Source organism: Micromonospora sp. URMC 103 (assembly GCF_051386435.1).
In the GTDB taxonomy this organism is placed as follows: Bacteria; Actinomycetota; Actinomycetes; order Mycobacteriales; family Micromonosporaceae; genus Micromonospora.
In genome coordinates, this window is sequence record NZ_JBPQTR010000005.1 from 937,625 (window position 1) to 950,805 (window position 13,181).

The 13,181-nt window shown below is 75.1% G+C and carries 10 protein-coding genes; 8 read left to right on the top strand and 2 right to left on the bottom strand.

What is annotated here, in order from left to right:
• The first annotated feature begins 145 nt into the window (after positions 1-145).
• From ACSNOA_RS17375 to ACSNOA_RS17390, 4 genes are all read left to right on the top strand, one after another.
• Positions 146-922, top strand: coding sequence for a lysophospholipid acyltransferase family protein (locus tag ACSNOA_RS17375; RefSeq protein ID WP_436659572.1), 777 nt, complete (start codon positions 146-148; stop codon positions 920-922).
• A gap of 809 nt (positions 923-1,731) precedes the next feature.
• The gene (locus tag ACSNOA_RS17380; RefSeq protein WP_436659573.1) at positions 1,732-2,499 is read left to right on the top strand and encodes a glycerophosphodiester phosphodiesterase; all 768 of its coding nucleotides are present in this window, start codon (positions 1,732-1,734) and stop codon (positions 2,497-2,499) included.
• A 16-nt stretch (positions 2,500-2,515) separates the two neighbouring features.
• Complete coding sequence (locus ACSNOA_RS17385; protein ID WP_436659575.1) at positions 2,516-3,907, top strand: MFS transporter; 1,392 nt, start codon at positions 2,516-2,518, stop codon at positions 3,905-3,907.
• A gap of 73 nt (positions 3,908-3,980) precedes the next feature.
• Positions 3,981-4,697, top strand: coding sequence for a thymidine kinase (locus ACSNOA_RS17390; RefSeq protein WP_436659576.1), 717 nt, complete (start codon positions 3,981-3,983; stop codon positions 4,695-4,697).
• Here ACSNOA_RS17390 and ACSNOA_RS17395 read toward each other — a convergent pair.
• The gene (locus ACSNOA_RS17395) at positions 4,664-5,884 is read right to left on the bottom strand and encodes a low temperature requirement protein A (protein WP_436659578.1); all 1,221 of its coding nucleotides are present in this window, start codon (positions 5,882-5,884) and stop codon (positions 4,664-4,666) included. The genes ACSNOA_RS17390 and ACSNOA_RS17395 overlap by 34 nt on opposite strands.
• Positions 5,871-6,281: an Rv0361 family membrane protein gene (locus ACSNOA_RS17400; RefSeq protein ID WP_436662339.1), complete on the bottom strand. Its 411-nt coding sequence runs from the start codon at positions 6,279-6,281 to the stop codon at positions 5,871-5,873. The genes ACSNOA_RS17395 and ACSNOA_RS17400 overlap by 14 nt, the downstream gene beginning before the upstream one ends.
• A 161-nt stretch (positions 6,282-6,442) precedes the next feature.
• On the opposite strand from ACSNOA_RS17400, the gene ACSNOA_RS17405 reads away from it, so the two are divergent.
• The 4 genes from ACSNOA_RS17405 (at position 6,443) to ACSNOA_RS17420 (ending at position 13,169) form a co-directional block, all read left to right on the top strand.
• A complete protein-coding gene (locus ACSNOA_RS17405) occupies positions 6,443-8,146 on the top strand; it encodes an acyl-CoA dehydrogenase family protein (protein ID WP_436659580.1) in 1,704 nt (567 codons plus the stop codon).
• A gap of 221 nt (positions 8,147-8,367) precedes the next feature.
• Positions 8,368-10,665, top strand: a complete 2,298-nt coding sequence (locus ACSNOA_RS17410) for a glycosyltransferase (protein ID WP_436659582.1) — start codon at positions 8,368-8,370, stop codon at positions 10,663-10,665.
• 1 nt (position 10,666) lies between these two features.
• Positions 10,667-11,497, top strand: coding sequence for a hypothetical protein (locus ACSNOA_RS17415; RefSeq protein WP_436659583.1), 831 nt, complete (start codon positions 10,667-10,669; stop codon positions 11,495-11,497).
• A complete protein-coding gene (locus ACSNOA_RS17420) occupies positions 11,490-13,169 on the top strand; it encodes a hypothetical protein (RefSeq protein ID WP_436659584.1) in 1,680 nt (559 codons plus the stop codon). The genes ACSNOA_RS17415 and ACSNOA_RS17420 overlap by 8 nt, the downstream gene beginning before the upstream one ends.
• The last annotated feature ends 12 nt before the right edge of the window (positions 13,170-13,181 follow it).

The window sequence follows — 13,181 nt, forward strand, 5'->3', positions numbered from 1 at the left end:
GTCGTAGACGAATCGGCGGGGACGGGCGGCCCGAACCGGCCCGGGACCCATGACCCTGATCACGCCGGGCCACTCGGCCCCGGTGGAGGGGTTGCTGCGCCCTCGCCGCCGCTCCCGCGCCCGAGCGTGGGAGCATTCACCGCTGATGGACACCGCCTCCGCCACCTGGCAGCCCCCCGCGATCTGGCGCGCCGCCCAACTGCTCGCCCGGGGCGTCGTCGCCACCGTCGCCCGGCTCGAGGTGACCGGCGACGTGCCCGAGGATCTGCGCCGCGGCCCCCTCATCCTGGCGGCCAACCACATCAGCCCCTTCGACCCCGTGGTGCTCACCGCGGCCTGCCGCGAGCGCGGCGTGGCGCCCCGGATCATGGCCACGGGCGGCCTGTTCCGGACACCTGTCGTCGGGGCACTCATGCGCCGCGCCGGGCACATCCGGGTCGACCGGGGCACGGCGGCGGTGGGCCGGGCCCTCGACGACGCCGCGGCGGCGGTCGCCGCCGGATCGGTGATCCTCGTCTACCCCGAGGGGCGCATCGGCCTGGACCCCGGCATGTGGCCGGAGCGCGGCAAGACCGGCGCCGCCCGGCTCGCGTTCGCCTGCGGCGCCCCGGTCATCCCGGTCGCCCAGTGGGGCTCGCACGAGGTGGTGCCGTACCGGGCCCCGAAGGGCCTGCCGGGCGGCCTCGCCCGCTCGGTCGTCCGCCGCCCGGTGATCCGCGTGCACTTCGGCGAACCCGTCGACCTCACCGGCGTGGACTCCGGCACGGCCGGCGCCGCCCGTCGGGCGACCGACCGCATCGTCGACGCGATCACCGACGCGCTGGTGCCGCTGCGCCCCGACGAGCCCGACCGGCCCCGGCACGTCGACCCGGGACGCCCCGCCGACACCAGCCGCGCGCACCGCCGCCGCCCGCCGGCCTGACGCGTCGCCGACGAGCGGCCGACCGTCGCGCGCCCCGACCACCTCGGGCGGCCGACCGTCGCGCACCCCGACCGCCGCGAGCCGCCGACCGTCGCGCACCCCGACCGCCGCGAGCCGCCGACCGTCGCGCACCCCGACCGCCGCGGGCGGCGTGATCGACACCAGATCGGCGGTGTGGCGGTGTCCGGTGCCGCCGGATACCGCCACGTCGGCGGAATGGTGTCGATCAGGCGTTCTCGACTCGGTCGGTGGAGGCGGTTGGCGTTGATCAACTCCGTTTCCTTGAGGTCGCGGCGTCCCGGCGCGGTCGACACCGCGCCTTTCAGGAAGTCGAGTCGATCATGACCGGTGGCCGGTCGACCGCCGGGACGATGACCGCTTCGCGCCGTCAGCACCGCTCGGGTGGGTCGGCGGGCCGGGGCGAATGTCCGTTCCACCGCTCGTGCCGCGGCGCCCCGACCGGCCCCGGCACGTCGACCCGAGAGGCCTCGCCGACACCAGCCGCGCGCACCGCCGCCGCCCCCGGCCTGACGCGTCGCCGACGAGCGGCCGACCGTCGCACGCCCCGACTACCCCGAGCCGCCGACCGTCGCGCGCCCCGACCACCCCGAGCCGCCGACCGTCGCGCGACCCGACAGCCGCGGGCGGCATGATCGACACCAGGTCGGCGGTGTGGCGGTGTCCGGTGCCGCCGGATACCGCCACATCGGCGGAATGGTGTCGGTCAGGCGCTCGGTCGTGGAGACGGTTGGCGTTGATCGAACCTGCCGGTCACCGGATGGACACCGGCGGCGGGCATACTGCGCTGCGTGCTGACCGGTCATCCCTACCTGGACGCGCCCGCGCCGCTGGCCTTCGCCCACCGCGGCGGCGCCGCCGACGGCGACGAGAACACCGCCGAGGCGTTCGCCCGCGCCGTCGGGCTCGGCTACCGCTACGTGGAGACCGACGTGCACGCCACGGCCGACGGGGTGAGCGTGGTCTTCCACGACACCACGCTGCGCCGGGTCACCGGCGAGCCGGGCCGCATCGCCGACCTGCGCTGGGCCGACCTCGCCTCGGTACGGGTCGGCGGCGCCGCCGTGGTGCCCCGCCTCGACGAGGTGCTCGACGCCTGGCCGGGCGTGCGGTTCAACATCGACGTCAAGTCCGACCCCGGGGTCGAGCCGGCCGTGGCCACCGTGACCCGCACCGGCGCCTCCGACCGGGTGCTGCTCGCCTCGTTCAGCGACGCGCGGCTGACCCGGCTGCGGGCGCTCACCGAGGGCCGGGTCGCCACGTCGCTGGGCATGCGCGGGGTCGCCCGCCTGCGGATGGCCTCGCTCACCGGTCGCCCGCTGCGGCTGCCTCCGTCGGTGGTGGCCGCCCAGGTCCCGGTCCGCTACGGGCGGGTGCCCGTCGTGGACCGCCGGTTCCTCCGCCACGCCCACGCGCTCGGCCTCCAGGTGCACGTCTGGACGATCGACGAACCCGCCGAGATGCACGAGTTACTTGATCTTGGTGTGGATGGCATCATGACCGATCACGTCGGCGTGCTGCGCGACGTCTACCGCAGCCGCGGCCACTGGGCCGCCTGACCGGCGAGAGGACCCGATGGCCGAGACCGTGACCCCCACGGTGCACGACACCCCGCCCCCGGCGAGCACCCCGCGCGAGCGCACCGGCTGGTACGTCTACGACTGGGCCAACTCGGCCTTCCAGACCACGGTCATCACGGTCTTCCTCGGGCCGTTCCTCACCACCGTCACCGAACTCGCGGCCGGCTGCGAACTCGGCGCGGACACCTGCGACGGGTACGTCCACCCGCTCGGCATCCGCGTCGCCGCCGGCTCCTACTACCCGTACCTGATCTCGCTGTCGGTGTTCCTCACCGTGTTCGTGCTGCCGGTGATGGGCGCCATCGCCGACCGGTCGCTGCACAAGAAGCGGCTCCTCGCCGGCGCCGCGTTCACGGGCGCGGGCGCCACCGTGGCCATGGCGTTCGTGACCGGCGACCGCTACCTGCTCGGCGGGGCGCTGTTCCTCATCGCCAACATCAGCTTCGGCGCCGCCATCGTGGTCTACAACTCGTTCCTGCCGCAGCTCGGCGGCCCCGACGAACGCGACAGCATCTCCAGCCGCGGCTGGGCGCTCGGCTACCTCGGCGGCGGCCTGCTGCTGGCGCTCAACCTCGTCGCCGTCACCCTCCTCAGCGAGGAGGGCAACGCGCAGCGCACCCTGGACCTGGCCCGCTGGTCGATCGTCTCGGCCGGCGTGTGGTGGGCCCTGTTCACGCTGGTGCCGCTGCGCTGGCTGCGCGAGCACCCCACCGCGGCGGCCCGGTCCGGCCGCGGCAACGTGCTCACCGACGGGTTCCGGCAGCTCGGCCGCACCCTGCGGGAGATCAAGGCGTACCCGCTCACGCTGTTCTTCCTGCTCGCGTTCCTCGTCTACAACGACGGCATCCAGACCGTCATCACCCTGGCCAGCCAGTACGGCACCGAGGAGCTGCGGCTGGAGCAGAACACCCTGATCATCACGATCCTGCTCGTGCAGTTCCTCGCGTTCGGCGGGGCGCTGCTGCTCGGCGCGCTCGCCCGGCGCGTCGGCGCGTGGAAGACCGTGCTGCTCAGCCTCGTGCTCTGGACCGTGGTGATCGTCGCCGCGTTCCGGCTGCCCGCCGAGGCGCCACTGCCGTTCATGGTCCTCGGCGCCGCGATCGGCCTGGTCCTCGGCGGCAGCCAGGCGCTGAGCCGGTCGCTGTTCAGCCAGCTCATCCCCGCCGGCAAGGAGGGCGAGTACTACGGCTTCTACGAGATCAGCGACAAGGGCACCAGCTGGCTCGGGCCGCTGGCGTTCGGCCTGGTCTTCCAGCTCACCTCGTCCTACCGCGTCGGCCTGGTCTCGCTGCTGATCTTCTTCGTCGTCGGGTTCCTGCTCCTGCTGGCCGTTCCGGTCCGCCGGGCCATCGTGGCCGCGGGCAACACCCCGCCCCGGGTGCTCTGACCACCGACGCCGGACCGCACGGCGGCGGTCACTGTCAAGATCAAGCCCGGCCGATGGGTTAGGCTGCCCGACCGTGACCGACGACGCCGCTGCCGCACCCACCTGCCTGGCCCGCCCCCTCGCCGGCCCGGACGACTCCCCGAGCGGGTGCGCCGCGGCACGCGGACTGGACGGCCGGCCCCTGCACGCGGCCGCGCTGAAGTTCTTCTGGGGACCCATGGACTGCGGCAAGTCGACCATGGCGCTGCAGATGAACTACAACCACGCCCGGCAGGGCCGCCGCGGCCTGGTCACCACCCGCATCGACCGGTCGCTGGGCCCCCAGGTCACCACCCGCATCGGCCTCGCCCACAGCGCCATCGAGGTCACCGACGACCTCGACCTGCGGGCGCTGGTGCGCGGCCGGTGGGACGAGGGCGTACGGGTGGACTACCTCATCTGCGACGAGGCCAGCTTCTACACGGTGGAGCACGTCGAGCAGATGGCCGAACTGGTCGACAGCTACGACGTCGACGTGTACGCCTTCGGGCTGGCCACCGACTTCCGCTCCTGCCTGTTCCCCGCCGCCCAGCGGCTGTTCGAACTGGCCGACGAGGTGGCCCGCATCCAGATCGAGGTGCTCTGCTGGTGCGGCCGGGAGGGGCTGCTCAACGCCCGCGTGGTCGACGGGCGGGTGGCCCGCGAGGGCGAGCAGGTCGTCATCGGCGACACCGTCGACAGCGCCGACGTGCGCTACCAGGTGCTCTGCCGGCGGCACTACCGCAGCGGCGACCTCGGCCCGCGGGCCTGACCCGTCCCGCCGCGGGGCAACCGGTCGGTGACGATCACACCGACCGTGACGAGCAGGGCCACCGCCGCGCCCGCCGCGACGGGCAGGCGCAGGGCCACCCCCACCGGCACCGCCGCCAGCAGCACCGGCACCGCCACGGCCCGGCCGACCGGCCGCTGCCGCAGCAGGACCATCTGGTACGCGGCGTGCCCGGCGAGGAACAGCGCCGGGCCGCCGAACACGACCAGCGCGGTGCCCACGTCCAGCTGCCCACCCGGGTCGCTGAGCAGCCGCTCGTCGGCGACCGCGGTGACGATGATGCCGGCCACCATCACCGGGTGCAGGTAGTTGAAGGTGAAACGGCTCAGCCGCCCGGTCCGTTCGCCCGCGTGGGTGAGCGCCGCGGTACCGGCCTGCGCCGTCCGGTCGAAGTACACCCACCACAGGGCCACCGAGCCGGCGAAGGCCAGCAGGAACGCGCCCATCGTCGCCCGGTCGGTGTGCCGCGCCACGATGCCGCCGGTGACGAGGATCGACTCGCCCAGCGCGATGAGGATGAACGCCTGGCACCGCTGGGCCAGGTGCCCGCCCTCCACCTCCCACCGCTCCGGTCGGGTGCGCCGCCCTCCCGGCGTGGGGAACCCGATCGCCAGCCCGATCACGTCGATGGCGATGACCGCCGCCCAGATGGCCTCGCGGGCCGGTGAGCCGACCAGACCGCCGATCACGGCCAGCAGCGCGGTGCCGATTCGATAGGGCAGCGCCTGCCGCAGTCCGGGTTCCAACCCGGGATGGCCGCGTGCCGCCCACACCGCGAAGGCGGACCGCCCCACCTGAACGGCGGCATAGGCAGCGGCGAAGAGCAGACCGCTGCCGGCGAACGCGCCCGGGATCGCCGCCGACAGCAGCAGGCTACCCAGCATCACCGCGAGCAGCATGGCTCGTACCGGGCTGCGGTCCGGACGCAACGAGTTGGTCGTCCACGTGGTGTAGATCCAGATCAGCCAGACCAGCCCCAGGAGGATCACGGTCCGTAACGCGCCCAGCGGATGCGGATGCAGGATCAGGAACTGGGCCAGCTGCGTGACGGTGAAGACGTACACCAGGTCGAAGAACAGCTCGGTCGACGTGGTCGCCTCCACGCCGTGGTGCTCCCGCAGCAGGTCCGGCCGGACCGGCCCGGGGGCCGCCGGCTCAGAACGGGTCACCGCAGATCCGCCAGTCACCGTCCTCCTGGACCACGGGCAGTTCCCGTCGCTCGGTGGCGCCGCTGTCGCGGGTCAGCGCGACGGTCACCGTGCCGCGCGGTCGTCCGCCCCGCGTCGTCACCGACACGTCCACGATCTCGTAGTCACGCACCTCCGGGGGCGTCCGCACCCAGCTCGTGAAGCCGCCCTCGCTCCACTTCCTGCGCGCCTCCGCGCACAGCCGCTCGTACGCGCCGCCGGTGTCACCGACGGTGACCTCGCGCAGGAAGTCGTCCGCCGTCTCCCGCACCGGACCGGCCGCCTGAGTGACCACCTGCAGGTTGCGCACGCCGAGGCCGGCCACCCCCACGCAGCACAACGCCACACCGACACCGGCGAACACCAGCCCCGTACGCATCGGCTGGCGCCGCCGGGCCGGCCGACTGTACGGCTGCCCGGCCCCCACGCCCCGACCGTAGAGAACCGCGCCCGCCCGCGGGCGGCAATCGCCTCTGTCGCCGGCGCCACCGCATCGTCTACCGTCGGGCCCACCCGTCCCGCACCGCCAGGAGCGAGAGCATGAGCCGCTACGTGCAGCCGGTACCCGCCCCCGACGACCCGTACGCCGGCGACGCGCTGCTGCGCTCCTGGCTGGAGCGGCAGCTCGGCGCCGCCGGGCACGCCGCCGCGAAGGACCGCCTCGCCGACCTCGCCGCCGAGGTGACCGGGCCGCTGCGCGCCGCACACGCCGACGCCGAGGCCCACCCGCCCACGCTGGTGCGCTACGACCCGTGGGGAGCCCGGATCGACCGGATCGACACGTCCCCCGGGTGGGAGGCACAGCGCGCCGCCGCCGCGCGGCACGCCGTGGTGGCCCTGCCGTACCTGGAGTCGGCGCGCGGCACCTGGGGCGCCGCGGCCCGGGTCGTCCAGCACGCCCTGCTGCACCTGTACGGGCCGGAGTCGGCCACCTTCTCCTGCCCGGTGGCGATGGCCGACGGGGCCGCCGCGCTGCTCAGCCTCCCCGAGGTCGACCCGGCGGTACGCGACGCCTGGCTGCCCCGACTCGTCTCCACCGACCCGGCGACGGCGATCACCAGCGGCCAGTGGATGACCGAGTCGCAGGGCGGCTCCGACCTGGCCCGCTCCAGCACCACCGGCCGTCCCGCGGCCGACGGCTCGTGGCGACTGACCGGGGAGAAGTGGTTCTGCTCGGCGGCCGACTCGGCGATGGCCGTGGCGCTGGCCCGGCCGGAGGGCGCCGGCCGGGGCAGCCGCGTGCTCGCCCCGTTCCTGGTGCCCCGCTACGCCGCGGACTCGCCGCTGGCCACCGGCGAGGCTCCGGACGCGCCCGCGCCGGGCGTCACCGTGCACCGGCTCAAGGACAAGCTGGGCACCCGGGCGCTGCCCACCGCCGAGATCGGGCTGCGCGACGCGTACGCGCTGCCGCTGGGCGACCCGGCGAGTCCCGGGCTCGCCCGGGCCATGACCCTGGTGGTGGTGACCCGGGTGCACAACGCCGCGGCCGCCGCCGGCGGCATGCGCCGTGGCCTCGCCTACGCGCGGGCGTACGCCTCGGCACGGCACGTGGCCGGCGGCGCCCTCGCCGTGTCCCCGCTGCACCGGGCCACCCTGGGTGCCCTGGCCGTCGACGCGGCCGGCGCGTTCGTCCTCGCCGGACACGCCTTCGCGCTGCTCGGCCGGGTGGAGGTCGGCGCCGACCCGGCCGCGGCGGCGGAGCTGCGCATCGTGGCGCCGCTGGCGAAGCTGGCCACCGGGCGGCTCGCGGTGGCCTCCGCCAGCGAGTACGTGGAGAGCTTCGGCGGCGCCGGCTACGTGGAGGACACGGGGGTGCCGCGGCTGCTGCGCGACGCGCAGGTCCTGCCGATCTGGGAGGGCACCACCAACGTGCTCGCCCTCGACGTGCTGCGCGCCGTGACCCGTGAGGACGCCGGGCCGCCGCTGCTGCGCCGCCTCGACGCCGCCGCGGACCTGGCCCGGCCGGTCTCGCCCGCGCTGGCCGACACCCTCGCGGGCGTGACCGGCGAGCTGCGCGAGCGTCTCGCCGGCGTCGCGGCCGACCCGCAGTCCACGGCGGTGGTCGCCGGGGCGCGCGGCCTGGCCCTGCGTCTGGCGCACACGCTGACCGCCGCGCTGCTGGTGGAGCACGCGGCGTGGGGCGACGAGCAGGCGGAGCTGGCCGCCCGGCTGTGGGCGCGCCGCTGGCTGCGGCACGAGGACGTGGCCGCGGACGCCCACCACGGCCTGGAGCTGCTCTGCTGAAGCGGCGGCCCGGTGGCCGGGTGAATCCGTCGTGTCGGGGTGCCGAAGCGCAGGTGAATTGTCGCGCGTGGACCGGGTTGGTGGGGGGTGCGCTCGGCTAGTCTGGGCGCCGCTCGAAGATCACCGCAGCGGCTTCCCGGCCCGCTTCCTCCCCGAAAACTGGTGTCGTGGTTTCCAACGCGTCGTCCACTCCGTCCCGCGCCGACCGGACGGAGGCCTGAATGCCGCCGCGGCTGAGCATCGTGGTTCCCTTCTTCAATCTCGCCCCCTACCTCGGCGACTGCCTGGAGTCGATCGCCCGGCAGACGTTCGACGACTTCGAGGTGGTGCTGGTCGATGACGGGTCGCAGGACGGCAGCGCCGAGCTGGTGGCCGACTTCTGCGCCCGCGACCCGCGGTTCCGGCTCGTCCGGCAGGAGAACCAGGGCGTCGGCCCGGCCCGGAACGCCGGCATCGCGCAGACCACCGGCGAGTACCTCACCTTCGTCGACGGCGACGACCTGGTGCCGCCGCACGCGTACGAGCTTCTCGTCGGCTCGCTCGACCGCACCGGCTCCTCACTGGCCGGCGGCAACGCCCGGCGGTTCAACAACACGCTCGGGGTCCGGGCCGCGTACCTGCACCGCACGATCTTCGCGGCCGACCGGGAGGTCACCCACATCCTCGAGTACCCGGCGCTGGCGCTGGACCGGATGGTGTGGAACAAGGTCTACCGCCGGTCGTTCTGGACCGAGAACGGGTACGAGTTCCCGGCCATGCGGTACGAGGACTACCCGGTGGCGCTGCGGGCGCACCTCGACGCCGTCACCGTCGACTGCCTCAGCGCCCCCGTCTACTACTGGCGGGAGCGGGAGTCCGGCGAGTCGATCACCCAGCAGAAGTACGTCTTCGGCAACCTCGCCGACCGGATCGTCTCGGCTCTCATGGTGCTCGACCTGGTCGACGAGCGCGGACCCGAGCTGCGGCCCACGGTGCACGCCCACCTCGCCGAGGTCGACCTGCCCACCGTCGTGCAGGGGTTCGGCACCGTCGCGGAGCACGACCAGCAGCCGCTCGTGGAGCTGGGCCAGCGGCTGCTGCGCCGCCTCGACGCCGACGTGCTGGGCCGCGCCCGGTCCTTCGAACGACTCCAGATCGAGGCCCTCGCCGCCGGCGACGCCGACCTGCTGCGCCGGCTCGCCGAGTTCCGCGTCGGCCCCGGCGCGCGCGGTGGCGTCCGGGCCCGCCGCGACCCGGTCGTGCCGTGGCGGTACGCGACGCCGTACCCCAGGCCGCGCGGCGGGTCGGTGTCCCGCCGGCTCTACCGGCTGCCCCGGCGCGACCTGAGCCTGCACACGACGGTGTCGGGCGTCGACTGGGACGACACCGCCCTCGTCGTGCGGGGCACCGCCGACATCCGGCACGCGCCCGACCCGCTCGACGAGACCTCGCGGCTGCGGGTGTCCCTGGTACGCGGGCTGCGGACGACTCCGCTGCGGGTGCGGCGGTTCCCGGCCCGCGACTCGCACGGCGAGATGGCGCTGGTCGGTTTCGAGGCGCGCGTGCCGCGCAACCTGCTCACCGGGGTCTCGGCGGACGGGTCCTGGCCGCGCCTCAGCGTCGACCTGCGGGTCGGCCCGCTGCGCCGCCGGGGCCCGCTGTTGACCGTCGGCTACGGCGGCGGGCAGTACCCGAACGGCGCGTGGGTGACCGAGGACCTGTGGCTGCAGCCGACCAGCGGCGGCGACCGGTTCATGTTGCGGCCCCTGCTGCGGCCGGTCGAGGTCACCGACGCGGGCGTCGACGGCGAGGCCCTGGTCCTGTCCGGGCGGTTGTCCGCGCCCGCCACCGACGCGGCGCTGCGCCTGGCGCGGTCCTCGGGCACGCTGCGCGTCCCCCTGCGGACGCGGCCGGACGGCGACGGGCGCGGCTTCACGGCCCGGATCCCGATCGCTGACCTCATCGACACGGCCAACCCGGACGACCCGTTCAGCCGGCGCACCGCCCGGGTGCCGCGCCTCGACGAGGGCGGCAACGGGCCGCTGCTGCTCGCCACCGGCCTGCGACGGTCGCTGTACGCCGTGCACGACGGTCGGCTGCTGACGGTCACCCGCTCGCCCGGCCAGTACGTCAACCTGTTCGAGGGGCCGGTGCGGCTGCACGCGGACGCCGCCGAGGTGGCCGACGGGCAGCGCCTCGTCGTCACCGGCCCGTGGTGGGAGGGGCGCGACCCGGGTCGCGTCGTGTGGCGGCGCTTCCGGGACGGCTCCGACGAGCACGTCGACGTGCCGTGCCGCGACGTCCACGACGGGAAGGGCTGGTCGGCCGAGGTGACGCTGACCGACCTGCTGCCACCCGCGCCGACGGCCGGGGAGGCGACCGACTGGACGCTGTTCGTCGTGCCACCGGACGGGACGTCGCCGTACGCGGTGCAGGCCGACGCGTTCCTCACGGCCCGGCTGCCGATCGAGCTGACCGTCGGGACGTCGGCCGTGCGGATCCTGCCCCGGGCCGGCCGCCTGCACCTGGAGGTGGAATGACGTGCACCATCACAACCACTACTACGGCCAGGCGCACATCCTCGCCCGGCACTGCGGTCTGGACGACGAGTTCCCGCCCCGCATCCGCGGATACCTGCAGCACGGGTGGAACGTCGCCTGCGGCTGGAACCCGGTGCACGAGTTCTTCGACGGGGCGTGGCGGTACGTGTGGAGCGACGCGCCCCGCCGCCGCGGCCACTTCCTCGGCCGGCGCAACTACCACGTGGTGGGCGCGCCCTGGCTCTACCTTCAGGACCTGGAGCCGGACCTCGGCCGCACACCCGACGACGAGCGCCGCGGCACCCTGTGGTTCCTCTTCCACGGCTGGGAGGGCGGCAAGATCCACGGTGACCACGCCCGCCTCATCGACGAGATCCGCGAGACCGAGACCGAACCCGTGACGGTCAGCCTCTACTACACCGAGTACGAGCGTCCCGAGGTGCGCGCCGTCTACGAGCGGGCCGGGTTCGACGTGATCTGCTTCGGCCGCCGCGGCTGGAACTACGAGGGCACCGACCGGCGGTTCCTGTACAAGCAGCTCGAGGCGTTCCGCAGGCACAAGCGGGTGGCTTCCAACCGGCTCAGCACCGCCGTCTTCTACGGTGTGGCGGCCGGCTGCCAGCCTGCCGTCTACGGCGACCCGATGGCCATGGAGGGCGAGAACCCGCTGTTCGGTGGGACGGCCCGCGTGGCCCGGCTCTGGCCGGAGATGCACGGCAAGGACATCGACCTCGCGACCGCGCGGGAGATCACCGACCTGGAACTCGGCCGGCCGTGGCTCCTGTCCCCCGCCGAGCTGCGGATGCTCTTCGATTGGAACCAGCGTGACTGACACCAGCCCGACCGGCGTCGCGGTGGTCCGCGGCGAGATGCAGCCGTGGAGCGACGCGACAGGCCCCCGGACACCGGCCGGCGGGCCGGCGCTCACCGCGCTCCTGGCGGACCTGCTGCCCCAGGCGTCGCACGCGCTCGTGCTCGGCCCGCACCAGGCCGACGTCGTCGAGGCCGTGGCCGCCTGCAGCGGGGCCGTCACGGTCCTGCTCCGGTCCGTGAGCGACGCGACCGCGCTGCACGAGGCGCTGACCGTCGGCAACGTGCGGGTCGTCGCCGGGGCGCTCGACGGCCTGGTCGAACAGGGCGGCGCCGCGTACGACCTGATCGTGGCCGCGGACGGCCTGGACCGGGTGCTCGGCGCCGATTCGCCGGAGCTGGACTGGCCGCGCCGCGCGGCGGCGATGGCGGGGCTCGCGGCCGCGGGCGCGACCGTCCTCGTGGGGCTCACGAACGAGTTCGGCCTTCCTAACCTGCTCGACCGCCGGCCCGCCGCCCAGCGACACGGCGACGACGAGTGGCGGCCGCTGCACGACGACCCGGCCCGGCCCACCTCGCCGGTCCAGTTCCGGGCCGCGCTGACCGCCGTGGGCCTCGACGTGAGCGCCCTCTACGCGAGCTTCGACGTGGCGGGGACCATGCACACCCTCCTCGACGTCGACGCCGCCGCGGCCGGCCGCCCGGGTCACCCGGCGGCCCGTCTCGCCGTACGCGCGCTGGAGGCCGCCGCGGCCCGGCAGCCGCTGCTCGCGCCCGTGGCGCCGGGCGCCGACGACGCCGCCCGGGCGGGGCTGCTGGGCGCCGTGGCGCCCGGCTGGCTCGCCGTGTGCGGCGCCGGCGCGCCCCCGCACACCGCGTACGCCGAGGCCGACGGCCCGGGCCGGTTGCTGGTGGCGGACCGGGACGGGGACCGGTGGCGGGTCAGCGTCGCCGGAGCGACCGGGGCGGGCGACCTCGTGGCTCTCGACGCCGACGCGGAGGTGCCCGACACCGAGACGGTGGAGCGGCTGCTGCTGCGGCTCGCGGCGGCCGAGGACGTGCCGGGGTTCCGCCGGGTGGCGGCGCGGCTGGGCGACTGGGCCCGCACCGGCGGCGCGGGTCTCGTCGTCCGCCTCGACGACACCGGCGTCGACGGCGACGGCCTGGCCCGCGGGCTGCTGGCCTGGCGCGCCGCCGAGCCGGCGTCGCCCGCCGAGCTGCTGGCCGCCGCCTGGCACCGCTTCCGGGACCGCCTCGTCGACGGCCACCACCGTCACCCGTGGCCACCGTGGCTGACCGCCGACGACCTGGTGACGATGTGGCTGGGGATGTCCGGTGAGGAGGCCGACGCCGCGGTGCTCGACCGGGGTCGCCGCATCGCCGACGCCGTGGCCGCCGCGGTCGACGCGGACACCGGCGACACGGGGCCCGACCTGCGGGCCGTGCTCGCTGACGCCGAGGCGGCGCGGGTGCGGGCGGTCGAGCTGGCCGGCCACGTCGCCGGCCTGGAGCGCACCATCCGGTTCCGTGACCAGCAGCTCAAGGTGCGGGAGAACCGCCTGCGGGCGCTGCGGGCCGAGCTGCGCGCCCTCAAGGGTTCCCGGGCCGGGCAGGTGGCCGAGGCGCTCCGCAAGGTGGCCGTGATCCGCGACCCGAAGCGGGTCGCGCGGGCCGTCAAGCGACGTCTGCGCTGATCGCACCGCGTA

Excerpts from the sequence above, each read along its gene's own strand:
- ACSNOA_RS17400 (WP_436662339.1), bottom strand. The coding sequence starts at position 6,281 with ATGCGTACGGGGCTGGTGTTCGCCGGTGTCGGTGTGGCGTTGTGCTGC.
- ACSNOA_RS17410 (WP_436659582.1), top strand. The coding sequence starts at position 8,368 with ATGCCGCCGCGGCTGAGCATCGTGGTTCCCTTCTTCAATCTCGCCCCC.
- ACSNOA_RS17375 (WP_436659572.1), top strand. The coding sequence starts at position 146 with ATGGACACCGCCTCCGCCACCTGGCAGCCCCCCGCGATCTGGCGCGCC.
- ACSNOA_RS17405 (WP_436659580.1), top strand. The coding sequence starts at position 6,443 with ATGAGCCGCTACGTGCAGCCGGTACCCGCCCCCGACGACCCGTACGCC.
- ACSNOA_RS17385 (WP_436659575.1), top strand. The coding sequence starts at position 2,516 with ATGGCCGAGACCGTGACCCCCACGGTGCACGACACCCCGCCCCCGGCG.